Origin of the sequence: Anaerostipes faecalis, assembly GCF_018982945.1 — a bacterium.
GTDB lineage: Bacteria > Bacillota > Clostridia > Lachnospirales > Lachnospiraceae > Anaerostipes > Anaerostipes faecalis.
Map to the genome: position 1 here is coordinate 1 of NZ_JABRXE010000010.1, position 26609 is coordinate 26609.

The 26609-nt window shown below is 38.1% G+C and carries 25 protein-coding genes; 2 read left to right on the top strand and 23 right to left on the bottom strand.

Annotated features, from left to right (window positions below; translation table 11 throughout):
- Positions 1-416: DDE-type integrase/transposase/recombinase (locus tag KTB61_RS10410; protein ID WP_216697447.1), on the top strand; the 416-nt coding region annotated here is incomplete at its 5' end.
- Here KTB61_RS10410 and KTB61_RS10415 read toward each other — a convergent pair.
- The 9 genes from KTB61_RS10415 to KTB61_RS10450 form a co-directional block, all read right to left on the bottom strand.
- Positions 399-4595, bottom strand: a complete 4197-nt coding sequence (locus KTB61_RS10415; protein ID WP_216697448.1) for a DNRLRE domain-containing protein — start codon at positions 4593-4595, stop codon at positions 399-401. The two genes, KTB61_RS10410 and KTB61_RS10415, sit on opposite strands and share 18 nt — an antisense overlap.
- Positions 4596-4733: 138 nt before the next feature.
- Positions 4734-4865, bottom strand: a complete 132-nt coding sequence (locus KTB61_RS13155) for a hypothetical protein (RefSeq protein WP_269145785.1) — start codon at positions 4863-4865, stop codon at positions 4734-4736.
- 457 nt (positions 4866-5322) lie between these two features.
- A complete protein-coding gene (locus tag KTB61_RS10420) occupies positions 5323-7035 on the bottom strand; it encodes a B12-binding domain-containing radical SAM protein (RefSeq protein WP_216697449.1) in 1713 nt (570 codons plus the stop codon).
- Positions 7036-7135: 100 nt separating this feature from the next.
- A complete protein-coding gene (locus tag KTB61_RS10425) occupies positions 7136-8089 on the bottom strand; it encodes a M14 family metallopeptidase (RefSeq protein ID WP_075758584.1) in 954 nt (317 codons plus the stop codon).
- Positions 8086-9030 (bottom strand): M14 family metallopeptidase, encoded by a 945-nt coding sequence (locus tag KTB61_RS10430; protein ID WP_216697450.1) that lies wholly within the window; start codon positions 9028-9030, stop codon positions 8086-8088. The genes KTB61_RS10425 and KTB61_RS10430 overlap by 4 nt, the downstream gene beginning before the upstream one ends.
- Positions 9027-9815 (bottom strand): transglutaminase family protein, encoded by a 789-nt coding sequence (locus KTB61_RS10435; RefSeq protein WP_216697451.1) that lies wholly within the window; start codon positions 9813-9815, stop codon positions 9027-9029. The genes KTB61_RS10430 and KTB61_RS10435 overlap by 4 nt, the downstream gene beginning before the upstream one ends.
- Positions 9803-10489 (bottom strand): alpha-E domain-containing protein, encoded by a 687-nt coding sequence (locus KTB61_RS10440; protein ID WP_075758581.1) that lies wholly within the window; start codon positions 10487-10489, stop codon positions 9803-9805. Before KTB61_RS10440 ends, KTB61_RS10435 begins: the two co-directional genes overlap by 13 nt.
- Entirely contained in the window at positions 10471-11784 is a 1314-nt protein-coding gene (locus tag KTB61_RS10445) for a circularly permuted type 2 ATP-grasp protein (protein WP_216697452.1), read from the bottom strand. Before KTB61_RS10445 ends, KTB61_RS10440 begins: the two co-directional genes overlap by 19 nt.
- A gap of 145 nt (positions 11785-11929) precedes the next feature.
- Positions 11930-12538: a flavin reductase gene (locus KTB61_RS10450; protein ID WP_075758579.1), complete on the bottom strand. Its 609-nt coding sequence runs from the start codon at positions 12536-12538 to the stop codon at positions 11930-11932.
- A 179-nt stretch (positions 12539-12717) separates the two neighbouring features.
- Between KTB61_RS10450 and KTB61_RS10455 the strand changes: the two genes are divergently transcribed.
- Positions 12718-13782, top strand: coding sequence for a tyrosine-type recombinase/integrase (locus KTB61_RS10455; protein ID WP_075758578.1), 1065 nt, complete (start codon positions 12718-12720; stop codon positions 13780-13782).
- 32 nt (positions 13783-13814) lie between these two features.
- On the opposite strand, the gene KTB61_RS10460 is transcribed toward KTB61_RS10455, so the two are convergent.
- From KTB61_RS10460 to rimP, 14 genes are all read right to left on the bottom strand, one after another.
- Positions 13815-16340, bottom strand: coding sequence for a heavy metal translocating P-type ATPase (locus tag KTB61_RS10460; protein ID WP_216697453.1), 2526 nt, complete (start codon positions 16338-16340; stop codon positions 13815-13817).
- A 30-nt stretch (positions 16341-16370) separates the two neighbouring features.
- Entirely contained in the window at positions 16371-16679 is a 309-nt protein-coding gene (locus KTB61_RS10465; RefSeq protein WP_075758576.1) for a metal-sensing transcriptional repressor, read from the bottom strand.
- A gap of 279 nt (positions 16680-16958) precedes the next feature.
- Positions 16959-17735 carry a ZIP family metal transporter gene (locus KTB61_RS10470; protein ID WP_075758575.1) on the bottom strand — a complete coding sequence of 259 codons (777 nt, stop codon included), beginning with the start codon at positions 17733-17735 and terminating at the stop codon, positions 16959-16961.
- A 163-nt stretch (positions 17736-17898) separates the two neighbouring features.
- Positions 17899-18060 (bottom strand): hypothetical protein, encoded by a 162-nt coding sequence (locus KTB61_RS10475; protein ID WP_216697454.1) that lies wholly within the window; start codon positions 18058-18060, stop codon positions 17899-17901.
- 53 nt (positions 18061-18113) lie between these two features.
- Positions 18114-18737 carry a cytidylate kinase-like family protein gene (locus KTB61_RS10480; protein WP_216697455.1) on the bottom strand — a complete coding sequence of 208 codons (624 nt, stop codon included), beginning with the start codon at positions 18735-18737 and terminating at the stop codon, positions 18114-18116.
- Positions 18738-18848: 111 nt separating this feature from the next.
- Positions 18849-19775 carry a bifunctional riboflavin kinase/FAD synthetase gene (locus KTB61_RS10485; RefSeq protein WP_075758573.1) on the bottom strand — a complete coding sequence of 309 codons (927 nt, stop codon included), beginning with the start codon at positions 19773-19775 and terminating at the stop codon, positions 18849-18851.
- A 66-nt stretch (positions 19776-19841) separates the two neighbouring features.
- Positions 19842-20738, bottom strand: coding sequence for a tRNA pseudouridine(55) synthase TruB (gene truB, locus KTB61_RS10490; RefSeq protein ID WP_216697456.1), 897 nt, complete (start codon positions 20736-20738; stop codon positions 19842-19844).
- Between the two features lie 8 nt (positions 20739-20746).
- The gene (locus KTB61_RS10495; protein ID WP_216697457.1) at positions 20747-21691 is read right to left on the bottom strand and encodes a DHH family phosphoesterase; all 945 of its coding nucleotides are present in this window, start codon (positions 21689-21691) and stop codon (positions 20747-20749) included.
- A gap of 8 nt (positions 21692-21699) precedes the next feature.
- Positions 21700-22050, bottom strand: a complete 351-nt coding sequence (rbfA, locus tag KTB61_RS10500) for a 30S ribosome-binding factor RbfA (RefSeq protein WP_075758570.1) — start codon at positions 22048-22050, stop codon at positions 21700-21702.
- 21 nt (positions 22051-22071) lie between these two features.
- Positions 22072-24339 carry a translation initiation factor IF-2 gene (gene infB, locus KTB61_RS10505; protein ID WP_216697458.1) on the bottom strand — a complete coding sequence of 756 codons (2268 nt, stop codon included), beginning with the start codon at positions 24337-24339 and terminating at the stop codon, positions 22072-22074.
- A gap of 3 nt (positions 24340-24342) precedes the next feature.
- Positions 24343-24660 carry a L7Ae/L30e/S12e/Gadd45 family ribosomal protein gene (locus KTB61_RS10510; RefSeq protein WP_075758568.1) on the bottom strand — a complete coding sequence of 106 codons (318 nt, stop codon included), beginning with the start codon at positions 24658-24660 and terminating at the stop codon, positions 24343-24345.
- Positions 24653-24919 carry an RNase P modulator RnpM gene (gene rnpM, locus KTB61_RS10515; RefSeq protein ID WP_075758567.1) on the bottom strand — a complete coding sequence of 89 codons (267 nt, stop codon included), beginning with the start codon at positions 24917-24919 and terminating at the stop codon, positions 24653-24655. Before rnpM ends, KTB61_RS10510 begins: the two co-directional genes overlap by 8 nt.
- A gap of 20 nt (positions 24920-24939) precedes the next feature.
- A complete protein-coding gene (gene nusA, locus KTB61_RS10520) occupies positions 24940-26103 on the bottom strand; it encodes a transcription termination factor NusA (protein ID WP_075758566.1) in 1164 nt (387 codons plus the stop codon).
- A 16-nt stretch (positions 26104-26119) separates the two neighbouring features.
- Positions 26120-26584 (bottom strand): ribosome maturation factor RimP, encoded by a 465-nt coding sequence (rimP, locus tag KTB61_RS10525; RefSeq protein WP_075760486.1) that lies wholly within the window; start codon positions 26582-26584, stop codon positions 26120-26122.
- Positions 26585-26609 lie beyond the last annotated feature (25 nt).

Below are 26609 nucleotides of genomic sequence, written 5' to 3' on the forward strand. Positions count from 1 at the left end.
GACTGGCAATGGATACAAACATGAAAGCCCCGTTATGTGTACAAACACTGGAAAATGCCAGCAAAGCCTATCCGGATCTGCGGGGAGCAATCATCCACAGTGACAGAGGGAGCCAGTATACCAGCCGAATTTACCGGGAAGCGATCTATAAATATGGCATTCAGCAAAGCATGAACAGAGCAGGTGGAAGATGCCATGACAATGCCCGCTGCGAAAGCATGTGGGCCAGAATGAAATCCGAACGGTTATATGACCGTTATGATACGGAGAAGATGACTACAGATGAACTGAAAACACTAATCTGGAGATATTTCATGAGCTACTGGAATAACCGGAGAATCTGTTCTGCTAATGGTGGTTTGCTTCCGATGATTAAGCGTCAACAGTACTATGATTCATTACGGGAGGCAGCATAGGTTGAACATCCTTGAGAAAAAAGTGTAAACCAATATTGACAATATCATCCCATTCACTGTCGTTGTTTCCACCGAAAGATCTTTATAAACTTTTGTGCCGGACAGCGTATGGATTTGGGCATCCGCATATCCATACGCAGTTTCTGTCGTCTTTGTGGTCCCGTCTGCAGTTTCTTTTGTTTCCACCACACGGTTTAATCTGTCATAAACATAAGCTGTCGTGACACCTGCACTGGAAGTCTCGGATGTGATTGTTCCATTGGCATCATAAACTTTGGTCTCCGTCTGGCTGTTCCCGTCCAGTGTTTTCACAGTCTTGATCGCACGTCCCATGAAATCATAGGAAGTCTTTGTCACCTCTCCGGTATTCTCATCGGTACTTTCTGTCTCCCGGCCCATGGCATCATACTGGGTCGTGGAAACTTCTTCCACACTTCCCTGTGTCACCGTACTGGATTCTTCTACTTCATGATCTGCTTCTTCCAGTTCGCTGACAGTCTTGGATACCAACACTCCTTTGCTGTCTGCAGATTTGGCATCCTCATACTCCAGCGTGGTATTTCCATTTTCATCATAATCATAGGTGAGATCAGACACCTTGTCTCCGTCACGGTTGGTCGTGACTGCGGTCTGCACAAGATTTTTCTCATCCCCGGTTCCGTACGTTGTCGTCGTGGTCTCGCCGGTCTCATCCACTTCTTTTGTAATATTTCCATTGGCATCATAGGCCGTGGTCGTCGTCACTTTGGCATCTGATAAAAATTTCACGGTTCCATCTGCCAGGTCCTGATAGAACACTTTCGTTTCTGTTCCTGTCTGCTGGAACGGATTGGAAGCATCTCCGTAACTGTATGCAGTCTTGATTCCACTAACATTGGTCGCAGATAGCAGCTTCCCGGTATTCTTTTCATAGGTGATGGAATCTTTCGATAATTCCGTCCCGTCACTTTTATGAGAAGATACCGATGTCGTTCCGTCTCCATAGGCTATCTGCTCATATTCCCCATTTGGTTTGGTAAATTTCACAGCTTTGTTGTTTTCATAAGAGATATGATAGCTGTTTCCTTTGGCATCCTGGATTCCGGTCAGCCATCCATTGCTGTCGTAGGTATACGGATAACTGACAGACTGAGTTCCATCAAAAGATTGATGCTCTGCTTTCGTCAGATCTCCGGTGTTGTCATAGACATAGTCCATCTTGGTGCCATCCGGCAGGGAAATTTCTTTCAGCAAGTCCTGGTCGTTGTATTCCATGGAAAGAACCTGATTCTTGCTGGTCGTTACACGGTCCAGACGTCCGGTCTTGTCATACTCATAAAGCAGATAGTTTCCGTTGGCGTCCTCCTGTGCCGTCAAAAATCCATTGGCATCAAACTTATAGACCGTATGATTTTTATCTGTCAGGGTGCAGGCCACAGCGATCGTCTTTTGTGAAGTTTCCTTCTCTTTTTCTTTGGTCCCGTCTTCCCCGGCGACGGTTACATTGTGGCTCGGCTGGTATGCTTCTTCCGTCTCCCCGGTGTTTGCCAGTACCAGGTCACTGGATTCATTTGGAGATACTTCTTTAAAACCGCCGTTTGTGATGTCTTCCAGTTTTAACACATAGTCTTTGGTCTCTTTGGATACATAGGAATCGCCGTCTTTTTCAAAGGTTACATAGGTCCCGTCACTATCTTGGAAGACAATATCGTCTCCGACCTGGTACAGTTGTTTGTGGAAGGTGTCATACCATCCGTTTCCAAGCATTCCCGCCTTATCTGTCTGGCTGTTATAAGTCCGGGTAAGGGACAGTCCCATCTGTCCCACAGAGATATCAAAATCATCTACTGCATAAGTCAGGTTACCGCTGGCTTTATCGATGGCTCCGCTGCCGTTCGGTGTGGAGATCTCTGCCGTATCTCGGTAATCTTTGCTTCCAAGATACTGTTCGTATTCGCTCTTTTGATCTTGTCTGATTCCTCCTGCAGAAACGGTAGTACTAGTTTGCAGTACTCTTCCAGTTTTAGCAAGCTTTACAGCCCGGACTTTATAATAGTAGGTTTTTCCGTCCCCAGCTTTTGTATCTGCACAGTATGTATTTTTGATAGCACTCTGGATCAGAGTACTATCACTTGGCGTGAAATCTTCCGTGCTTCCACGATGTACTTCATAATAGATGCTTCCCGGCAAGGTCTCCTGAGCCTGTTTCCATGAAATAACAGCCTTTCCATAAGATTTGATAGCCTTTCCATCTGTTGGTTGATAATCCGATGCCTTTGAATTATCGATATAATGATACATTGCCTTCACAATACTGCTTTCATTTCCTGCTTTATCTTTCGCTTTTACAAAAATGGTATATTCTCCGCTGCCCTTAAAGGTTTCCTCCGGGATATTGCCATCGGATGGCAGATTAAGATAAGTTTTGCCATCCAGACTGTAGAGAACCTTATCCGGATAAGTCTCCTTCAATGTATAGGAAAGTTTTGGGCTTCCATCACTGGATGGTGCATCTTCCGTTGTTTCTGTCGTCCCGTCTCCAAGGACCTTAACATTGGAAAGTACCGGGATTGTGCCATCAATGTAAAAAATATCGCCTTTTCCAACACCTGCAATCTTTCCGTTATCCACTCCACGGATAACAAATTTATAACACCCTTCTGCCCAGTTCTTGCTATCCGTTACTATCTTACTCCCAGAAGGTCCCGTATCCAATTTCGTTGAATCGTCATATTTTCGATACGAAGAATTGATTTCCTGCTTCTTTACTGGATCATAGGTCGCGACCCTATATTCTACACGGTTTAAGGATTTGGAAATAATTCCTTTCCAATGTGCCGTCAACATATTTCCTTTCCTTAAATATTCCGGTGTAACGAAAGCATCTTCCGGTGTTGTCGGTCCATCATAATATGTAACACTCATTTTGGGGCGGTAACTGGTACTGGATGCACGGGAACTGTAGAACTGTCCATAACTTTTGGTCTCATCTGCATTGCGAAGCATGACCCCATAGGATGTGATAGACCCACTGGCACAGTCCCTTGCATAGGATGTCAGGTTGATGTTCCTTGCTTTATGAGCTGTCCCTGTCGTTATCACACTTCCATATGTCGTTGAATATCCTGGTCGGTTGCTCCATGTGAGTCCTGGTCTCGACCAGTTAGATGTGACTCTTCTGGCTTGGATCGATTGTGAACTCTGACTATTCCCGGTCTCATACATGGTAAGGGTGGCAGATTCTACATATTTTCCTTTGATCTTTGCTGTAAAATCCTTAAACCTCAGATAGGTACGATAAACTCCCTGTTTAGCATTTCCTGCCATCATCACCGTGACACCACTGTCATAAAAGTTGGTATCCTTATAACTTCCATTAATCACATAGACATCCCAGAAATCCGTGGATCCCTTCCATGTGACTGTAGGATCGATCGCCACTGGATATTTCCGGTCTTTGTCTTTTAGATAATCCTCATCTACTACCAGTGTCAAGATATACGTATCCTCTTCCCCTCCGGCCTTTTCCACCTCATAACATGCCTTTTCACTATAGGCATTTCCCGTGGCATCGTTCATGTTTGGTGCTTCTAAAGACGCAATGATATCGTCCGTTTTCTTATCGATCAGCGTGATACCTCCATCAAGTGCATTCTCCCTAATTTCCAAACCTTTGGCATAAAATTTGAATGTCATCCGTCCACTTTTTGGTTTTTCTGATAGAGTGATGGTCTCCTTGATCCCAGTATCCAGAGACTGATAGCTAAAGTCCACTCCCTGATCCTTAGATACATAGGATACCTTGACCGGAAGATCTTCTTTTGTGTCTTCCGCTGTCAATACTTTCTCATCTTCTACTTCCGACCGTTCCAGTTGATTGATGGAGAAAAAAGCCGAATTACACTCCCTATTTACATCCACTGTTTTCTCCTGTTTTGATGTTTCAACGGATACCCCTTCTACAGCGTCCTCCGCTGCTCGTAACGACTGCTCCACAGTCTCTGCCTGATTGTTGGTCTTTGTTTGCTTACCATAGATTGGAGCGAAGGAAATCTCATACTTTCCGTTTTCCATGAGCACAGGAGTCTCTTGTGTCAACTCTTCTGGAAAATAATGCTTCTTATCTCCAGCTTTGTTCTCATACTGATAACCAGAAAGATCCTTCCCTTGCTTGCTTTTTGAATCCTGAATCTTTATCAAACTTGGATCATAATCTTCAAGTTTTCCTTCCTCATTCTCAAATCGGACGTCCTGAGAATAGAAGACCGTCTTCTTCTTTCCGTCTGGAAGCCGAAATGTGGTTGAATTTTTTGTGCTTTCCGCCTCAAGGGCGGTTTTCTATCCTACATTACCTGTGTCTGCTCCATAGACCTTCCTACAGAAATCTGAAATTCCTGACCATTCCACAGATGTAAACATCAGAGCGAACGACAAAAAACAGCAGATCATCATTTTTAGACTTTTTCCCATACATTCCCCCCTTTCTCATTTCCATTTTTAATATACTATATTTATTATAACAATTGGCTAAATATACTTCAACTATATATGTATTTTCGCTACATATTTACCAATAAAAGGTATTATTTTTAGTTATTATTTCCTTCCCTCTTTCCGAAAAAAATTGGTTTATAATGTATCAGCCAGAAAACCCATGGTCTTTAGACCAATGGCATTAAGTTAGTGTGGGTTTTCTGGCGTCAGATTTAGAATACATACAGGAGTCCTGACTCCGAGTCTACGAAAGGAGAAAACTATATGTATCTTACCGTTTAATTTTCCTATGGATAAGGATATCCAGGTGTTTTTAAGTCAAGTGATTTCCATCAAGCCAAATCTGTCATTGCTGTGGTGCTATTTATGAAATGTGACTGCGGTTTTGTATTAGATCAAGACCATAATGCGGCACTCCACATAAAAAATAAATTTATTTCACAGAAATGATTTTGGCCTGATGATTTAACGGATTTCGTTCCAGATAATCAAACAATAAAATGGTTTCGGCCGGCTTGCCATCTGTATGGACTGCATAATGGAACTTCTCTATATGCATCATTTTACGCATATTCTTTTTTGCATATACATTTAACACCGGATCCTTTGACAAAACTTCATCATATAAATAATATAATTCTTCTTTTCCTATGGAATATTCTCCTGCAAAATCAGGACGATTTTTTATGTTTTCCCGCAAATACAAATCAAATGTCAGAAGTTCCTGATAAAATGGCAGTTTTTCTTTTGAACTATGTCTTTTAATAAATTGAAATAAAATTTCATAACGTGATATTCTGGAATGATTCATTTTATGATAACCTTCTGATTCATAAAATTCTCCCAATTTCCGATAAATTTCAAAAGCTGAAGAAAATTCATGTTCCAGATATCTCATTGTATAAGAAAACTGTCCGCTGTTATAATAGATTTCCACTATATTTTCAATGGATTTAAGAATCAACATTTGATCATATGGAAGCCAGTTCGTATATAAAACCTCATATGGCGGGATGTCTTTAAAAACTAATCCATAGGCATCTTTTTGCTGTTCCATATAAGAACCTTTCAAAACTTTCAAAAAGCCAAGCTGTAACTGCTCTGGTTTTACAGCATATACATCATTAAAAGACTTCTGAAAACTTTCCAAATCTTCATAAGGAAGACCTGCGATTAAATCCAAATGCTGATGGATATTATGTCCAGCATTGATACGGTCAACGATCTTGGCAACCTTCTGAAAATCCATTTTTCGATGGATTTCGTTAATAGTCTTTGGATTTGTTGACTGAACACCTATTTCCAGCTGAATCAGCCCCGGACGCATGTCTGATATTAATGTCAATTCTTCTTCATTAAGTAAATCTGCTGCCACTTCAAAATGAAAATTGGTAATACCATTATCGTGTTCTTTTATAAAGCGCCAGATTTCCAATGCATGTTGATGATTACAGTTAAAGGTTCGATCTACGAATTTTACCTGGGGAACTTTATGGTCAATAAAAAATTGCAGTTCTTTTTTTACCAGAGAAAGATTCCGAAAACGAAGACATTTATCAATCGAAGACAAACAATAACTGCAGGAAAAAGGACAGCCACGGCTGGATTCATAATAAATGATTTTATGCTCAAAATCTTCCATATGATCATAGACAAATGGAACACTGCTTAAATCAATCACGGATCTCCAGGGATTTTCTATGATTTTATCTTGATTCCGATAAGTAATACCATCAATTTCAGATAAATCATGAATTTTTCCATGGTAATAACCCATGACTTCCAGAAAGGTCTGTTCCCCTTCCCCCTTTATAACTCCAGTTACCTCTGGGAGTCGTTCTAAAACATTATGGGAATCGTAGGAAACCTCCGGACCGCCCAGCCATATAGGTAAAGATGGAAAAAGTTTTTTTATTTCCCTGAGAACACGTTCTACATATTCGATATTCCATATATAGCAGGAAAAACATAGAATATCCGGTTTCCTTTTGTATAAATCCATTATCATATCGTCTATCTGCTGGTTGATGGTATATTCGGCTATCTGAATGTCTTCCTTATATGGTTTTGCATAGGCACGAAGACAGTAAACTGCCAGATTAGAGTGAATGTATTTGGCATTGATTGCTGTTAAAATAATATTCATAATAAATCATCCTTTATCGTTGATATTTCTTATACAATAAAAACACCGGCAGCTATTTCACTGCCGGCAAATACTATATCTTAGTAATAGGGACAACATCCTATTGTTGTTGAAAATATTCTGCCTCCGGATCACGAATGATTTTTACCACTGCAGTATTGGAATAAATCAATGGATTAGAACCATGGTAAAAGATTCTACCGCCACAAGGTGCCGTAATCTGTTCGATGACATTCCCTTCATAGGTGTCCAGAATTTCTCCCATGATCTGTCCCTCACGAATATGATCTCCACATTTTTTACTTAAGAAGAGAATTCCAGATTTTTTAGTACGAACAGTTACAAGTTCGCTTTCTTCAATAATTCTGGAACGATATCCTCCATCCTGATATATATTGATCAATCCTTGGCTGGCAAGGAAACGTAACACAGCATTGATACCTTCGTTTGCCTGGCTCTTATCAATACGATCCGTACCAGGAGTATAAACAGAAAATGCTTTCGTGCCCCAAAACTGCCATTCATAATTTAATGTCGTGGTGTCATAAGGCTTTGGATTTCTTAACATGATATAAGGCATGCCAAATTCTTTCGCCAGTTCGGCATCCTCAAATCCGGTTTTCATAATCCTTACATGAGGAGTGAAGTTCCCTTCCAGGTAAAAGCTTGTAAAATGAATACCATATTTATAATCATTTACCTGTTTAAAGAATCCACCTGCAATTCTTTGCGTTGTCTCTCCGAGGTCATATCCTGGAAACATACGGTTAATATCAGTATTATCTGTTGCCCAGAATCGTGTATTTGTATTTAAGGAATATGGATTTACAGATGGTACTACCATAATTCCCAATTTTTTATTGATCTGCCCTCTTTCTTCCAGAAGACTTAAAATATGAACCAGTTTTGAACACATATAAAGCTGCTGTACTTCATTACCACGGATTGCTCCAACAATACAGACTGTTTTTTCATTGCCACCAAACTGATAGCCAAATATTTCTAAAGAATCTCTATATAATGATTTTAATTCGTATAACTGTACTTTCTTCATGACGCTGCCCCATTTCTTTCCAGAATTCTTCCAAGTAACGATCCTTCACTTACAATTGGATATTCTCTAAGAGTAAATAAAATCCCATCACAGTCTGAGAAGATTTCTTCTTTGATGACACCTTCTAAAGGATTAATTATTTCACCAATCTTATCACCTTTTTTTACAGAAGTCCAGTGTTCCACTGTTGGAACAAAGACACCTGCATATTCAGCGTTAAGATAGTGGACTTCTCCATCGGTAGAAACAATTGCTTTCTTTGGTTCAATAACGTCACCTTGCCAGATTCCCAGATCTTTCATTTCTACGAAAATACCATCTACCAGCTCATTGCAATAATCTTTTGTCAGACGCATTCCAACCCCCATTTCCACAACAAGAACAGGAGTTCCGATGGTATTAAGAGAATGAGCAAAGGTTGCTTCCAATACAGTTGCTGCACCATGAACCCATATATAATCAATATTCAATCGCTTTGCAAAAGGAACCAGTGTATCTGCACATAGCTCGTTGATCCGAACCTGCGGTATTTCACGAAGAAAAATATTACTTGCATGAATATCAATACACAAATCGGAACCTTTGACATCATCAATAATTTCAGATGCGATATATTCCGCCATGGATCCTTCACTGTTCCCAGGGAAAATACGATTCATATCCAAATCAAAATGAGGAATTCCTCTTATAATGGAATCAATTCCAAGAGGGTTAAGTGCCGGATAAATATCAACAATCCCTGTCAGTAATTCCGGATGCTCTTTGATTCTCCTTTGGATTTCATAGCATACATACTGGCCTTCCAGTTCATCGCCATGAATTCCTGTTACAACACTGATTCTTTTTTCGGTTCCAGATAATGTTTCTGGCTGTAAACGCTGTTTCTTTACAATATAATTTTCGGCCGCCGGAAGCGGGGCCGTTGCTACTGTCTGTATCATTTGATTTCCTCCACTAATACTTTTATTTCTTGTGCCTCCTGACTCAGACCGAAATAAGTTCCTTTGTTTATTACACAATCAGAACTATCCCGTCCGCGGGCAAATACGATATACATATCATCCACAAGAAGATGATTGGTAGGATCAAACCCGTACCATTTTCCATCACTGAATATTTCTACCCAGGCATGGGAAAATCCTTCTCCAATCATGGCCCCTGAAATGTATTGTGCCGGAATTCCAAAATAACGGCACATGCCGATCATCACATGTGCATAATCCTGACAAACACCTTTTCCAAAAGTAAAAGCCTGTTCGGCTGTCGTATAAATACCTGTTACACCTTTTGTGTAGCTAAAGTACTCATAAGTCCAATCCATAATTTCACAGGCTTTTCCATAATCTCTTATTTTTTTATTTACATAGGGGGCGATTCGTTCCAAATAGCTTAGCATGGAAGGTCCCGGAACAGTCAAGGGCGTTTGTGTTCGTAGAAGATTTAAGAAATGCTGATCTCCGTCATAAATCCTCCAGTCTACCCTGGCAGTCCCTGAGACGCAGATATAAAATTCCCGATGCGGCTTTGTCATAGTCCCATAGATGGTTTTGTTTCCAAAACCATCTTGTCCAAAGGACCAATAATCACATGGAGTAACCTCAACATGCAAATCTGTGATTTCCTGTCTTGGTTCTGTTTTGGGAGTACAACGATAAGCGAACTGATGCCGATTCACTGCTTCTTGAAAATGAATTTTCTGTTCATAAGAAAATTTTAAATTATGCAACGATATTTCTCCTTAATAATTGCTTCACTTGTCTGAACCGCATCGATATAATCAATATCATCCTTGGATGTAACGATCATTCCCAGGTGATCAACTGCATCTTTATCATATTCAATATATCCTCTGCGCAGTCGCGCAACCAGCATATGAAAAGGTTTGATCAGCTGCTCATGATCCATTCGCAGTCTCAGATATAAATTCAGACGCTCAACGTGACGACCGATTTTGATAACGCTGCGAATTTGGTCACTATCGATATAATCATCGATGCATGCCCAGAATGCCAATATATAATCCAGAACTTTCTGCAAGTCTACCATCATGACAGAACTTCCTTTGGAATTTTTCAGCTGATTCACAGCCAGTTCCATATAAGATAATGTTTCTGTTCCAAGGCTATGTCTAAGAACGATAGCATTATCATATGCATATTCCAAATTTGAAATGATGGAATCCGGATTTGTTTCATCAAAAACGTATTTTTGCGTAAAATCTTCTGCTGATTCGTAGCAGTTTGGTATTGTGAAATTGTTACAATATGTAATATAATATCCCGGATCTTCAATCATCCGGTCATTTCCTTCAAAATACTGACGAATGGTTGTATAAACACGTTCTGTATAACGTCCAAGCCAGTATATGTGATTCATTTCAACTACTGAGATAATATCCATGTATCTTTAAAACCTCCTCCCTGAGATGAGTTAACAACAAAAGAATCTGGATCTCTGGTATAACGTGTCAATCCGCTCTTCCATACTTTTGTTTCTTTTCCTGATAACACAAAAACACGTAAATCTGCTTTTCTTTCAACAATGGAATCGCCATCAACGATTTCCATATCCTGAAAATCAATAACTTCCTGTGCAATGAAACGTCTGGATTCAGATTTAATCTTTTCTTTCATGGTAACAGCTTCTTCCGGAGTTAATTTATTACCAAAAACAACTCCGTATCCACCAGCTTCTGCAACATCTTTAATAACAAGATTTTCAAAATTTTTCAAGACATAATCCCGATCTTCTTCAAAAAATGGAAGATATGTAGGTGCGTTATGAAGAATTGGTGTTTCCTTCAAATAGTATTCTATCATTTTTGGTACAAAATAGTAAATACCTTTATCATCAGCAATTCCATTTCCAGGAGCATTGATTAAAGCAACGTTTCCTTTGCGATATACATCCATGATATGAGGTATACCAATCAGTGAGTCTTCACGGAATGTCATTGGATCCAGGAAATCATCGGATATACGACGATAAATCGCTCCAACCTTTTGTTTTACACCGCTGTATGTTTTATAGTAAAGATAGTCACCCTGTACTTCCAGATCATTTGGAAAAGCCAGAACAGATCCGGTTTTTTCTGCCAGCAGAGAGTGTTCAAAAAACGCAGCATTGTATCTTCCAGGTGTAAATACAACATTAACACCTCCGGTATTTACATCATCCATGACTTTACGAAGCAGAGAACCATAATTTCGATTATCTTCTACAGCGTTTTCACGAAATGTATTCGGGCTTGCCTTTCTGCATAAGTTTCTGGCAATCATTGGATAAGAAGCTCCTGATGGAACTCTTAGATTATCTTCTAATACATACCAGATACCATTCTTTCCTTTTACAAGATCAATTCCTGCAATATGAGCAAAAATATTTTCAGGAGGAACGATTCCCTGACATTCTGCCAAAAAACCAGGAGAAGCAAAAATAAATTCTTCCGGTACTACACCATCTTTTACAATTTTTTGTTCTGTGTAGATATCAAGCAGAAAGCAATTTAATGCATTTACTCTTTGTATCAGTCCTTTTTCCAGTTCTAGAAATTCTTCATGTTCAATTACTCTTGGAATAGGATCAAAAGGAAATAGCTGCTCATGAAATTCATTGTTTTTATAGATGCCGAATTTCACGCCATATCGTGCAAGCAGCTGATTTATTTCATCTTTAAATTGAACCAGTTTGTCCATATATCTGCCTCCTTTTTTGTAATTAGCAAAGACTTTTACACTTTAGCGTAACAACGTCTTTTTTATAATAAAAAAGACGCTCTGTTAGATTAACAGAACGTCTTTGCTTTGTTTGAATATATAATAAATTATCTGATTTTAAATGTCAAGATATCTTTTCAAAATCCTCAGCTCCATGTTTGCAGATAGGACATATGAAATCTGCCGGAAGTTCTTCTCCCTCATATACATAACCACAGATTTTACATCTCCATCCTGTCTTTTTGGTTTTTTCCGGTTTTGGCTTGATATTCTTATGATAATATGCATAAGTTACAGATTCTGTATCATTAAGAACATCACCATCTGTCACATCAGCAAGAAATAGTGTGTGACTTCCCATATCGATGGAATGGAATACTTTGGCACATAAATATGCATTAGCACCTTTTGTCAGATATATAATACCGTTATCAGCACGCTGATAATCATCAAATTTTTCCAGTTTATCTACATCTCTTCCACTTTGGAATCCAAAATGTTTAAATGTATCAAACGTGGCTTCTTCTGATAAAATTGAAACGTTAAAAGTTCCGGTTTCCATGATCATATCATGGGTAAAGTTTCCTTTGTTAACTGCTACAAGAATACGGTTAGGAGATGTGGTCACCTGCTGCACTGTATTTACAATACAGCCATTATCCTTTTCTCCATTTTTCGCGGAAAGAACAAACAGACCATAACTTAATTTGTACATAGCATTTTTATTTTTCATAACTTCCTCCTTCTGCATATTTGTATATGCTAAATAATAAGTAATTGAAAAGGTTTGGATTTTCACTGATACAACTGATCTTCTTTCTCTTATTATAATACAATTTGATGATTTGTTCTATCATTCTTTATGTTATACTATGATAAAAAGAAAAAACGAAAGACTGGAGGAATCATATAATGAAGCCTTTAACATACTACGATGATCTAACTGCAAAACAGACCATAAAATTAAGAGAATTGATCAAAACATTACCACCATTTGCAAAAGAATTTTTTCGGGCTATTGATTCCACTACACAGGTTCGTACGCGGATTGCATATGCCTATGATCTGAGAGTTTTCTTTCATTTTTTAATGGATGAAAATCCGGTTTATAAAAATTATAAGATAACTGACTTTAAAGTCTCTGATCTGGATCGTATAGAATCTGTGGATCTGGAAGAATATATGGAGTATTTAAAAGTATATGAAAATGATGATAAGCATATGCAGAATACCGAACAGGGTGTATTTCGTAAAATGTCCGCTCTCCGTTCCTTTTATGCCTATTTTTACAAGCGTCAGCTGATTGAAAAAAATCCAACTTTACTGATCGATATGCCTAAGATCCGTGAAAAAGAGATCATCCGTCTGGAGGCAGATGAAGTTGCTTCCCTTCTGGACTTTGTTGAACACGGGGGTGACCATCTGACCGGTCAGAAAAAAGCTTATTATGAAAAAACAAAAGAAAGAGATCTTGCCATTATCACATTACTGTTAGGTACCGGTATCCGTGTATCGGAATTAGTTGGTCTGAACCTGGATGATATTGATTTTCGAAACAATGGGTTACATCTGATCCGAAAAGGACGTAAAGAAATGACCGTTTATTTTGGTAATGAAGTTGCAGATGCACTAGAGCAATATATCGAAGGTAGCAGGAGTCACATCATTCCAAAAGAAGGACATGAAGATGCACTGTTTTATTCCATGCAAAGAAAAAGGATTGGTGTACAGGCAGTCCAGAATCTGGTTAAAAAGTACGCAAAAGAAGTAACTCCATTAAAGAAGATCACTCCTCATAAACTTCGCAGTACTTATGGTACGGCTCTTTATCAGGAAACAGATGATATTTATCTGGTTGCAGAGGTTTTAGGTCACTCTGATGTCAATACTACAAGAAAACATTACGCAGCCATGTCTGATACAAGACGTCGTCAGGCAGCAGGAAAAGTTGTTTTAAGAGAAAAGAAAGAAATCTAACATAAGACTTCTTTCTTTTCTTATTTTCTTTTTTATTGTACCGCAAGAACTTTGTAACCCTGCTCCTCAACGGTTTCTTTCAGTACTTCATTGGTAATCTCTTTATTTAAAGTTAAAACGGCAGTTCCGTTTTTATGGCTTACGACTGCTTCTTCTACTTCTGGAAGAGATTCTAATACTTTTTTTACTGTGGCTTCACAGTGTGGACACATCATTCCTTCAATGTTCATTGTTTTTTTCATAAATGTTTTCTCCTTTTTTGTTATTTTTTTGTTATTCTTTATTTTTTTATCTTTATGGGCATCATATAATCTGAATAAATTTAAGCGCAGAGCATTGGATACCACACAAAAACTTGATAAACTCATGGCAGCGGCTGCAAACATTGGATTTAATTTCCATCCAAAAAGTGGAATCCACACACCTGCTGCCAAAGGAATACCCATCACATTATAGAAAAATGCCCAGAATAGATTTTCATGGATATTTCGAAGAGATGCACGGCTTAAACGAATGGCAGCAGGAACATCTCTCAATTCATTTTTCATTAATACAATATCTGCTGCGTCAATGGCGATATCTGTACCAGCCCCAATTGCAATTCCAATATCTGCACGGGTAAGTGCCGGTGCATCATTGATTCCATCTCCTACCATTGCAGTTTTTCCTTCTTTTTGCAGGGATTTTATGACACTTTCTTTTCCATCCGGTAAAACGCCTGCTATGACATGATTCACGCCGACTTGAGAACCGATGGCTTTTGCAGTTCTTTCATTATCTCCGGTAAGCATAACAACACGAATTCCCATATTCTGAAGTTCAGCGATTGCCTGAGGACTATCTTCTTTGATTACATCTGCAACGGCAATAATACCAGCCAGTTGTTCACCTTTCATAAATAATAATGGCGTTTTTCCTAATTCAGCCAGCTTATATGCTGTTTGCCTTATAGAATCTTCTATATGGATTTTCTCTGAAATGAATTTAAGGCTTCCACCCAATAAGATTTCGTTTTCCGATACAGCAGATAACCCATGACCTGGCAAAGCTTTAAAATCTGTCACTTCTTTGGCAGACAACTGAAGAACATCTGCTTCTTTTATGATCGCTTTTGCAAGAGGATGCTCACTTTTCTTTTCCAGAGCCAATGCAGTTTCCAGTAAAGTTTTTTCTGTAAAACCATCTGCCGGTAGAATATCGGTTACTTTAGGTTCACCACTTGTTATGGTTCCTGTTTTATCCAAAGCAACAATCTGAACTTTTCCGGCTTCTTCCAGGGATACAGCAGTTTTAAAAAGAATACCATTTTTAGCTCCAACACCATTTCCCACCATGATCGCTACCGGTGTTGCCAATCCAAGAGCACAAGGACAGCTGATCACAAGGACAGAAATTCCTCTTGCAAGCGCATAGCCAAAGGATTGCCCGGTAAGCATCCATATGATTATCGTTATCAATGCAATAGCAATAACTGCTGGTACAAATACTCCGGAAACTTTATCTGCGATCTTAGCAATTGGTGCTTTGGTAGCGGCAGCATCACTGACCATTTTGATAATCTGTGACAAAGTGGTATCTTCTCCAACCCTGGTTGCCTCACAATGAATATAACCAGATTGATTTACCGTAGCTGCAGATACTAAATCTCCCTCTTGTTTATCCACCGGAAGGCTTTCTCCTGTTAAAGCAGCTTCATCTACCGCTGTAGTTCCTTTCATGATGACTCCGTCCACCGGAATATTCTCACCAGGACGGACAACAAAAATATCCCCTTTTTTAACCTGTTCAACAGGAACCGTCATTTCTTTATTGTTTTTTATAATAACAGCTGTTTTTGGCGCAAGCTGCATTAAGCCTTTCAACGCATCCGTTGTCTTACCCTTTGAACGTGCTTCCAGCATTTTCCCTACAGTGATCAATGTCAGGATCATAGCTGCAGATTCAAAATAAAACTCGTGCATGTAATGCATGACACCAGTCATATCTCCCTTGACCTGGGCATCTGTCATAGCAAATAATGCATAGGTGCTGTAAATAAACGAAGCTGCAGATCCAAGGGCAACCAGTGTATCCATATTTGGTGCCAGGTGCCAAAGGCTTTTAAAGCCACTGATAAAAAATTTCTGATTAATCACCATGATAATTCCTGACAATAAAAGCTGTAATAAGCCCATGGCTATGTGATTTCCCTGAAGCCAGGAAGGAAGTGGCCATCCCCACATCATATGTCCCATGGAAATATACATCAAAATGATCAAAAAGATCAGAGATGCCATCAGTCTTCTTTTTAACACAGGGGTTTCTTTATCGTCTAAAGAATCATCATGTCTTGAGGCTGACTGTATGGAATCAGAATTCTTATCCTTAAGAGAAGCTCCATATCCAGCTTCCTCTACAGCCAGAATAATATCTTCTGGAGATGCATTCCCATCCACTCCCATAGAATTGGTCAGTAGACTTACAGAACATGATGTAACCCCTGGAACTTTAGAAACTGCTTTTTCCACCCGTGTACTACAGGCAGCACAGCTCATACCGGTTACTGTATATTGTTTCATTTCTACTTAAACTCCTTCTGTAAAATCATACTATTTCATTAATTTTTTTAGTATATCCAAAAGTTCATCAATTATTTCGTCATTACCTTCTCTGATTTTATCAGCAACACAGGAACGAATATGACGTGCTAATAATTCTTTGTTAAAACCATTCATTGCAGCAGTTACGGCAGCAGATTGTGTCAGTATATCTGTACAATAAGCATCACGCTCAATCATTTTCTTAATTCCTCGAATCTGACCTTCGATTCGATTCAGGCGATGAATCAGTTTTTTCTGCTCCTCCTCAGAACGCTGGGTTGATTTTAAACAACATGAATTCTCAAATTTTTCTTCCATAAGACCCTATCACCTCCAAACACATTCAAGACTCGCTCCCGAGTCTTGGCGCGGAATTCGGGTCTGCATAGCAGACATACTTCCAATCCGAATTCCTGCGCATCCTCGCGGAGCGTATATCAGATGGGGATTGAAACCCGCCACTGATACATAATTGTTGCTCACCGCCTACAGAGGCGGGAGTCATCCCTCATCTGATATACCCCCTGCAGGTATATTTATCTTATACCTGTGGGGGGTATATGTCAATAAGTATTTATTGATTTTTTTCAATTCCTTTTATCCCAATGCCACATCTAAGATCATCATAAGTACAAATCCTGCTGCAAAAAATACAGTACCTATGTTTGAATGTTTTCCTTCTGACATTTCTGGTATTAATTCTTCAACTACAACATACATCATGGCTCCTGCTGCAAAACTAAGAAGATATGGAAGCAATGGAATAATGAATTTTGATGCAGCAATCGTAACCAGTGCTGCAACTGGTTCTACCGCACCGGATAAAGCCCCATATAAAAAAGCTTTTGTCCGGCTTAACCCGTTTGCTTTCAAAGGCATGGAAACAATAGCACCTTCCGGGAAATTCTGTATTGCGATTCCAATGGATAATGCAAGAGCTCCCAATAGAGATATAGGAGCATTCTCTGTTTGCAATCCTGCATATACCACTCCAACTGCCATTCCTTCAGGAATATTATGCAGTGTGACTGCAAAAAGCATCATCATATTTTTGGGAAGGTTTGTCTTAGGTCCTTCTATATCATCACTATTCATATGAATATGAGGTATGATATGATCTAAAAAAAGCAGAAACAAAATTCCAATCCAGAATCCAGTTCCGGCAGGAAGAAAAGACCATTTTCCCATATGTTGAGATTGATCCATTGCCGGGATCAAAAGACTCCATATAGATGCAGCTACCATTACCCCTGCTGCAAAACCAGTCAATGCTTTCTGTACTTTAAAATGTAAGGTTCCTTTCATAAAAAGAACACATGCTGCACCAAGAATTGTTCCCAGAAAAGGAAGCATAATTCCGTAAAAAGTATTCATATCAGACTCCAATCTTATTTATAATATCTGCTATAATTATATGGTAGGTTGTTTCAAAATACAAGCAGCCGGGATTCTTTGTTTATTAAAAAGAGAAAAAGGCTGTTACACTGAATTATAAAATCAGTGCAACAGCCTCTCTATGACGTACTATAATATCAATTTAGAATAAAAGATGATATAGAACAGATACTATAAAAATAACCAGTACGACCAGGCCAAAATAGGTCATTGATTTTCCATAACCCTGCCAGTCTTTTTGAAGTTCCTTTGTCTTATCAGGATCAATGATTTTCTTATTATTTGAATTTCCCGTATGACTCATAATATACTTCTCCTCATACCCTGATCCTACATCAGTCGCTCTAAATTATTCAATTATTCGGATTCTTTCATCTTGATAACCTGTTTTATAAGTTCTACTGCTCCATCAATACCAAGATAGCTACTATCTAAACATAAATCATAAGATTTTGCATCTCCCCATTTATTAGAACTGTAGTAATTATAGTAACTGGATCGCTGTTTATCTTTCTTTAACAGTGCTTCCTTGCTTTTTCCAGATGGAATCTCATATACTTCCTCAATTCGTTTGATTCTATCTTCAAATGGTGCATGAATATATACGCTCAGACAATTATCGAAATCCTCTAATGCATAATCAGCACATCGACCTACAAATACACATGGTCCTTTTGAAGCAATATCTTTGATCGTATCAAAGGCTGCGAGAAATACTTTATGATTCAATGGCAAATCAAAAGAATTAGAGTTATATCCTAGTGAGTATGGATCCATAACCAAAGAATATAAAAAACTTGTTGTTGGTTTTTCATCAAAACTCTCAAAAATCTCTTCGCATATACCACTTTCCTTTGCTGCTACTTTAATTAACTCACCATCATAAAATGGAATTCCCAGTTCTTCAGCCAGTTTTTGTCCGATCAAATGACCTCCACTTCCATATTGTCTTTCAATGGTAATAATTGTTTTTGTGCTCATATTAATCGCTCCCTTCCCCAAAAAGGGTAAAATCAAGTCATTACTTCTTGTGTATATTATACATTATTCTCTGAAATAGCACAACCAAAATGGTCAATTTCAACAATTGTTTTATAAATCCGTCATTTGGTATTTTCTTGCGAAATCCGCATCTTTGTGCATCTGCTGGCTTAGTGCATCTAAAGAATCAAATTTCATCTCAGGGCGCTTATAATATAGTAATTCCACCCTAAGATTTTTATGATAAATATCTTTATGAAAATCAAGAATATATGTCTCAACGCCCATATGTTTCTTTCCTTCAATGGTTGGCTTTGTACCAATATTGCTGATACCCATATAAATTTTATCTTTATATTTTACTCGTGAGACATAGACACCGTTTGGAGGAAGCAGCTTATCATTTTCAGGAACCTGATTGGCTGTAGGCATTCCAAGGATATCTTTTCCCATATGATTTCCATGAACCACCGGTCCATAAATTACAAATGGTGCCCCTAAAAGTTTGTTGGCTTCAGTAATTTTCCCTTCTCTTAGCAAGGTTCTGATTCTTGTACTGGATACGATTCCACCATCCATTTCTAACTTTGGAATAACAATTAATTTAAAATTATATTCCTTAGACATTTTCTCAAGAAGTTCAACATTTCCTCGACGTTTATATCCAAAACCACAATCATCCCCTACCACGAGTATTTTCATTCCTGTCTTTTCCAAAAGTATTTTTTTTACGAAGTCCTCTGGAGAAAGATGAGAAAATGCATCTGTAAATGGATGTTCAATATAAACATCAATTCCATACTGAGAAAGAAGCTTTGATTTTTCTGTGTGTGTATATATTACACTAATATCTTTATGTTTCAACATATTAGCAGGGGGACGGTCAAAAGAAAAAACTGTTGCCAGATACCCCTCTTTTTTATATTTTAACAACTGATCAAAAATCAACTGATGCCCTCTATGTATTCCGTCAAATTTTCCAAGAGCAACAACCGTATTATGAAATTGAAATTTTTCTGTATTATGAATGTATTCCATGATTTCCTCTCGTTAGCTTTAAGCTGTCTGTCTTTGCACACCGTGTACAATCCCCGTGAAGGGTTTTTATTCACCAGAATAAAAAATTTTATCAGGAAAGAACAGATTATTTTTCCAGTAGTATATTCCAATAAAATGTTCTTCTTCATCATAAACACGAATTTTCTTTCCAGTATCAATATTGCTTTCATGAAAGCATGAATACTTTAAGGGATTTCCGTTGTACAATAATTTGTAATGATTCTTTTTTACCGTAGCTTTTTGATAATTTAAGAAAACCCGCTCTACTGGAATAATGATATTTTCAATATCTCCAATTTTCATTATTTCTTCTATTTCTGCCAGTGTATGAGAATTTTCAATGGAAAAACCACTGGATTTTGTTCGAATCAGTTCCGTCATACATGCTCCATTATGAAGCTTATGACCTATATCCCTGCACAGGCTTCGAATGTAGGTTCCTTTACTGCAGGTTACTGTCATTGTTACCTGCGGATAGTCAATTACAATATCACATATATCATATATTTTCACCAGCTGAGGCTTTCTCTCTACAGTCTTACCTTCCCTGGCAAGTTCATATAGTTTTTTCCCTTGAATTTTTTTTGCAGAATACATTGGAGGTATCTGCATATAATCTCCAACAAAAGAAAGAATCGTATCTTCAATCTGATCTTCGGAAACTTTCTCTTCAAATGTTTTTGTAACCGTTCCCCAGATATCTTCTGTATCCGTTTCTTTTCCAAAAATAAAAGTGACTTTATACTGCTTTTTTGTAGCAGTCAGCATATCACATAGCTTTGTTCCTCTTCCAAGGCATACCGGCAATACCCCTGTCGCATTAGGATCAAGAGTTCCTGTATGACCAATTTTTCTCTGATGAAGAATACCTCTCAATTTTGCAACCACATCATGGGAAGTAAAATCCTGTTCTTTATAAACATTTATAATTCCATTTAACATATAAACCTCTATAACTGTTGCTGTATTCTGGATATTATCTGCTGTTTTATATCTTCAATTGTTCCATGCATAGTACATCCGGCAGCACGGATATGTCCGCCTCCCTGGAATTCCTGTGCAATAGAAGATACATTTACTTTTGTATTAGATCTCATACTGACTTTATAACTTTCTGGTGTCAGCGGATATAAAAATACTGCTGTTTCCACACCTTTTGTAATACGCAGCTGATCGATGATACCATTTAAATCTGCAGATGAAGCACTAATTTCCGTTAGATTTTCCCGAGTCAAAAAGGAAACAATAATCTGCCCGTCAACTTCCAGACTGCTGTTTAATAACGCTTTTCCTAAAGCAAGATTCTGTACAAATGTTTTCTGGTAAAAAGTTTCATCTATAATTTTCGAACAATTCACACCTTTTTCCAAAAGATTACCTGCATATGTCATAGTTGCTTTTGTTGTGTTGGAATGTTTAAAAACTCCTGTATCATGCACAATGCCTGTGTAAAGACATTCTGCACAAGAAAGAGATATTTCGTTCATATCAAATATCTGACACAACACTTCGCAGGTAGCACTTGCTTGCGAATCAACCAGGCAAAAATCGCCTAGACCCTGATTGCTGATATGATGATCAATACAAAAAAGAGTCTTTGCTTTATCTGCCATATCGGCAAAAGGAACAAATCGATCTACAGAACTGCAATCCAGTACAAAAAACAAGTCATATTCTTTGTCCTGCGGTTCTAAAAAAATATTTTCCGCTCCTTTTAAGAATAAAAATTCTGCAGGAACTGATTCTAGATATACATCAACCTGCTTGTTTGGGTCATGATCTAATATATATTGTCGCAGACCAAGGCAGCTGCCGATACAGTCCCCATCCGGATGGATGTGGCCTGTTATGGCAATTGTCTTAGCAGAATGAATCTGTTTGATAAAATGGCTCATGTCTGCTCCTAACGATTTAATTCATCAATTTTTCTTGACATTTCTACACCATATTCGATGGAGTCATCTAAAATAAATGTGATTTCCGGTGTATTTCTAAGATTAATGGAGTGTGCCAGTTCACGTCGGACATATCCTACCGCACTATTTAATCCTTCCATTGTCTGTTCTTTTTCTTCCTGACTTCCCAAAACACTAATATATACCTTGCATTGCTTTAAATCAGATGTAACAACTGCATCAACTACAGATGTCATTGGCGCAATTCTCGGGTCTTTAATTTCTCTGCTGATAATTCGGCTCAGTTCTCTTTGAACTTCGCCATTGATTCTAGTATTCTTAATGCTGTTTTTTCTCATAATTATACCTCTTTTCAGGATTTATCTTGGAACTTCTTCCATGATGAAGGCTTCAATCTGGTCACCTTCTTTGATATCATTGAAGTTTTCCATAACCAGTCCGCATTCAAATCCATTACGAACTTCTTTTACCGCATCTTTACCACGCTGGATAGATGCCAGTTTTCCTTCGTGAACAACAATGCCGTCTCGAATGACTCTTGCTGAACTGTCACGCTGAATATTTCCATCGGTAACGTAAGAACCTGCAATTGTACCAACTCCGGAAGCTTTGAAAATCTGACGAACTTCTGCATGACCGGTAACTTTTTCCACGAATTCAGGATCCAGCATACCTTTCATTGCTGCTTCAATATCTTCAATAGCATTATAGATGACACGATACAGACGTAAATCAACTTTTTCTGCTGTAGCAGCATCTTTTGCCGCCGGTTCCGGACGAACATTAAATCCGATAATAATCGCATTGGATGCTGAAGCAAGCATTACATCAGATTCATTGATTGCACCTACTCCACCATGAATAACCTTAACTGCCACTTCATCATTGGAAAGCTTTGTAAGACTCTGTTTGACAGCTTCTACTGAACCCTGAACGTCTGCTTTTACGATAATATTCAGTTCTTTTACACTACCTGCCTGAATCTGATTAAAGAGATCATCCAGAGAAAGCTGGCTTTTTGTTTCAGACAGCATTTTTTCACGTCCATATGCAATGAATTTTTCAGCAACAGATCTTGCTTCTCTTTCATTATCCATTGCCATACAAACTTCTCCCGCAAAAGGTACTTCACTTAAACCAAGGATTTCTACAGGAGTTGAAGGTCCGGCAGATTTAATTCGTTTTCCTTTGTCATTGATCATGGCACGAACCTTACCATGTGCATTTCCCACGGCAATTGCATCACCAACATGAAGGGTACCTTTCTGAACCAGAACAGTTGCAACAGGTCCACGTCCTTTATCAAGCTGAGCCTCTAAAACGATACCTCTTGCTTTACGATCTGGATTTGCTTTTAATTCCAGTACTTCTGCAGTTAAAGATACCATATCAAGAAGTTCGTCGATTCCTTCTCCTGTATGAGCAGATACCGGACAGAAGATCGTACTTCCACCCCAGTCTTCCGGAATCAGTTCATATTCAGTCATTTCCTGTTTTACACGCTCAATATTAGCACTTTCTTTATCAATTTTATTTACAGCAACAATAATTTCAATTTCTGCTGCTTTTGCATGGTTGATGGCTTCAATGGTCTGAGGCATAACACCATCATCAGCTGCAACTACAAGAATTGCAATATCAGTTGACTGAGCACCACGCATACGCATGGATGTAAATGCTTCATGTCCCGGTGTGTCAAGGAATGTAATCTGTCCATTGGCTGTTTCTACAGTATAAGCACCGATATGCTGTGTGATACCACCTGCTTCTCCAGTTGTTACATGTGTAGAACGGATTTTATCTAAAAGAGATGTTTTTCCATGGTCAACGTGACCCATAACACATACAACAGGAGGTCTGACGATCATGTTTTCTTCATCATCCTCTTCATCGTCTTTCAGAATTTCTTCGATTACATCAACCTGTTCTTCCATTTCAACGATACGGTCAAATTCTAAAGCGATTTCTTCTGCTCTGTCAAAATCAAGTTCAGAATTCAGATTCAGCATTCCGCCTCCACTGATCAGCAGTTTTTTGATAATATCGTTGGCAGGAATAGATAATGCATCAGCAAATTCTTTTAAAGTCAGTGTTGGTGGAATTTTAACTGGAGCATCCAGATCAACCTCTACTTTTTTTACTGGTTCAGGTTTAATAAAAGCTCCTGGACCAGTTTTCTTCTTTTTCTGCTCCTGCTGATTTTTATTATTAAATTTCTTATTCTTTTTATTCTTATTAAATTTCTGGGAATTCTGAGGATTTTCTTTTCTTAAAATCTTCTTTCCGCCATCCTGTTTTTTATTCTTATTGTTTTTATTATTCTTATTTTCGTTATTCTGAGACTTGTTATTCTCATTCTTTGTAAAATTCTTTTTGTTTTCCATAGTTTTTTCTTTAGTCTGCTCTTTACTCTCTTTTTTTGGAGCTTTTGATTTTATATTCTGTTTCTTTGGTGCATTATTATCTTTTTTTGGTGCCAGGGCTTTTTCAACAATTTTTACCTGTCTATCTTCAATGGTACTCATGTGATTTTTTACATCTATATGATTGGATTTGAGAATCTCCAGGATTTCTTTATTTTCTTTTCCGAATTTTTTTGCTATTTCATAAACTCTGAATTTTGCCATATATTACACCTCCATTGATTCTTTCTTATCAAGTTGTTTGCAGATGGTATCAGCAAAACCCTGATCCGTTACTGCAACCGATACTCTGAATTCTTTGCCAATGGCATGACCCAGCTGTTCTTTATCATACCAGACATAAAGAGGTACTTGATAATGATTACATAAGTTACGATACATTTTTTTTGTATTATCTGAAGCATCTCTGGAAACAATGACCAGATATGCGTTATTTTTCCGAACAGCCTCGCAAACAGCAAATTCACCACTGACCAGATTTCTTGATCTGACTGCAAGGCCAAGCAGAGATAGTACTTTACTCAAGTTCTTCCATCTCCTTTTCTAATAATTCATAAACAGATTCCGGTATCGCAGTTTTAAATGAACGATCCAGGCCTTTTGTTTTAATCGCTTTTTTCAGACATTCTGTTGATTTACAGATATATGCCCCGCGACCATTCTTCTTGCCTGTTGCGTCTACCGAAATATCTCCGTCCTTTGAACGAACGATACGTACCAGATCTCTTTTTTCTTTTGATTCACCACAGCCGATACATCTTCTTGTAGGCACCTTTCGATTCATTTTATCACTTCACTTTCTGTCTATTCTTCGATTTCAGATTCTAAAATTTCTTCTGCGATATCCTCGTCAAAAATATCTTCTGCGATATCTTCTGTAATATCCTGTAATTCTTCTGTTTTCATATCTTCAGAAACTGCTTTTGCAGATTCCTTCTGAGCCTGTGATTCACTCTTGATATCAATTTTAAATCCTGTCAGACGTGCTGCAAGACGTGCATTCTGTCCTTCCTTACCAATTGCAAGAGATAACTGATAATCCGGCACAACAACTTCTGCACTTTTTTCTTCGACATCCACTGCTACAGAGACAACCTTTGATGGGCTCAATGCATTTTCAATGAAAATACAAGGATCTTCATTCCAGTTGATAATATCAATTTTCTCACCTTTTAAATCATTTACGATGGCATTTACACGAGCACCATTTAAACCAACACATGCTCCTACAGGATCAACATTTTCATCATTTGACCATACAGCCATCTTTGTTCTGGATCCGGCTTCACGGACAATATTCTTAATCTCCACTGTTCCATCCTGGATTTCTGCAACTTCTTTTTCAAACAGCCTTTTTACAAGATCAGGATGTGTTCTGGATACAAGAATTCGAGGTCCACGACTGGTTTCTTTAACTTCAACAATATACAGTTTAATTCTTTCTGTCGGTTTAAATACTTCTCCTCTAATCTGCTCAGATTTCATTAAAAGTGCATCTGTCTTATCATCCAGGCTGACACTAACATTATCACCAACATATCTCTGAACAACACCTGTAACGATATCTTTTTCTTTACAATAGAAATGATCGTAAACAACTCTTCTTTCTTCTTCTTTAATCTTCTGAACGATAACACTTCTTGCATGCATGGCAGCAATACGCCCAAAATCTTTTGGTGTAATTTCGATTCTTATGTGATCACCTAACTCATAATGCATATCAATTGCTTTTGCCTTGGCAAGACTGATTTCAAGTGCAGGATCTTCCACCTCATCAACTACCTCTTTTACTGCATAAACGTAAATATCGCCTGTTTCACGATCCATATTTACTACTACATTATCAGCACTTCCAAAATCTCTTTTGCATGCAGCAAGCAGAGAATTTTCAATGGCTTCCATGATAACATCTTTATCAATACCTTTTTCTTTTTCTAATTGATTTAACGCTGCAATTAATTCACTCATTTTCCTTTTTCCTCCTTTAAAAATCTAACGACAAACGAGCACTTGCAATACTCCTGGTTTCAAATGTAACATCTTCATCTTCTATAGTAATTACGACTTGTTCACTGGAATACTCTTTCAGTATTCCTGTAAACTCCTTTTGCTTATCAATAGCTTTGTACAATTTTATGTCAATAGATTTGCCAATGCTTCTAATATAGTCTTTTTCTTTTTTCAACGGGCGTCCCAGTCCTGGAGAACTTACTTCCAGAATATAAGCTTCCTCGATAAAATCATCTGCATCTAATTTTTCTTCCAGAGCACGACTGATCAAGACACAATCATTGATATTGATACCGCCTTCTTTATCTGCAAATACACGAAGATACCAGTTAGCTCCCTCTTTCACATATTCAACATCTACCAGTTCAAAATGATTTTCTTCAATAATAGGTAAAACCATCTTTTCAACCTTTGCTTCAATTTCTGTACGTTTTGCCAAAATATCAATCCTTTCTATGCCTTGT

What these genes read in the sequence shown, in the direction of transcription:
- KTB61_RS10465 (WP_075758576.1), bottom strand. Translation starts at nt 16,679, where the DNA reads ATGGAAGAAAAATTTGAGAATTCATGTTGTTTAAAATCAACCCAGCGT.
- KTB61_RS10420 (WP_216697449.1), bottom strand. Translation starts at nt 7,035, where the DNA reads ATGAATATTATTTTAACAGCAATCAATGCCAAATACATTCACTCTAAT.
- rbfA (WP_075758570.1), bottom strand. Translation starts at nt 22,050, where the DNA reads ATGAGAAAAAACAGCATTAAGAATACTAGAATCAATGGCGAAGTTCAA.
- KTB61_RS10430 (WP_216697450.1), bottom strand. Translation starts at nt 9,030, where the DNA reads ATGATACAGACAGTAGCAACGGCCCCGCTTCCGGCGGCCGAAAATTAT.
- KTB61_RS10475 (WP_216697454.1), bottom strand. Translation starts at nt 18,060, where the DNA reads ATGAGTCATACGGGAAATTCAAATAATAAGAAAATCATTGATCCTGAT.
- KTB61_RS10460 (WP_216697453.1), bottom strand. Translation starts at nt 16,340, where the DNA reads ATGAAACAATATACAGTAACCGGTATGAGCTGTGCTGCCTGTAGTACA.
- KTB61_RS10455 (WP_075758578.1), top strand. Translation starts at nt 12,718, where the DNA reads ATGAAGCCTTTAACATACTACGATGATCTAACTGCAAAACAGACCATA.
- truB (WP_216697456.1), bottom strand. Translation starts at nt 20,738, where the DNA reads ATGTTAAATGGAATTATAAATGTTTATAAAGAACAGGATTTTACTTCC.
- infB (WP_216697458.1), bottom strand. Translation starts at nt 24,339, where the DNA reads ATGGCAAAATTCAGAGTTTATGAAATAGCAAAAAAATTCGGAAAAGAA.
- nusA (WP_075758566.1), bottom strand. Translation starts at nt 26,103, where the DNA reads ATGAGTGAATTAATTGCAGCGTTAAATCAATTAGAAAAAGAAAAAGGT.
- KTB61_RS10480 (WP_216697455.1), bottom strand. Translation starts at nt 18,737, where the DNA reads ATGAGCACAAAAACAATTATTACCATTGAAAGACAATATGGAAGTGGA.
- KTB61_RS10440 (WP_075758581.1), bottom strand. Translation starts at nt 10,489, where the DNA reads ATGGATATTATCTCAGTAGTTGAAATGAATCACATATACTGGCTTGGA.
- KTB61_RS10470 (WP_075758575.1), bottom strand. Translation starts at nt 17,735, where the DNA reads ATGAATACTTTTTACGGAATTATGCTTCCTTTTCTGGGAACAATTCTT.
- KTB61_RS10450 (WP_075758579.1), bottom strand. Translation starts at nt 12,538, where the DNA reads ATGAAAAATAAAAATGCTATGTACAAATTAAGTTATGGTCTGTTTGTT.
- rnpM (WP_075758567.1), bottom strand. Translation starts at nt 24,919, where the DNA reads ATGAATCGAAAGGTGCCTACAAGAAGATGTATCGGCTGTGGTGAATCA.
- KTB61_RS10445 (WP_216697452.1), bottom strand. Translation starts at nt 11,784, where the DNA reads ATGGACAAACTGGTTCAATTTAAAGATGAAATAAATCAGCTGCTTGCA.
- KTB61_RS10485 (WP_075758573.1), bottom strand. Translation starts at nt 19,775, where the DNA reads ATGGAATACATTCATAATACAGAAAAATTTCAATTTCATAATACGGTT.
- KTB61_RS13155 (WP_269145785.1), bottom strand. Translation starts at nt 4,865, where the DNA reads ATGGGAAAAAGTCTAAAAATGATGATCTGCTGTTTTTTGTCGTTCGCT.
- KTB61_RS10495 (WP_216697457.1), bottom strand. Translation starts at nt 21,691, where the DNA reads ATGAGCCATTTTATCAAACAGATTCATTCTGCTAAGACAATTGCCATA.
- KTB61_RS10425 (WP_075758584.1), bottom strand. Translation starts at nt 8,089, where the DNA reads ATGAAGAAAGTACAGTTATACGAATTAAAATCATTATATAGAGATTCT.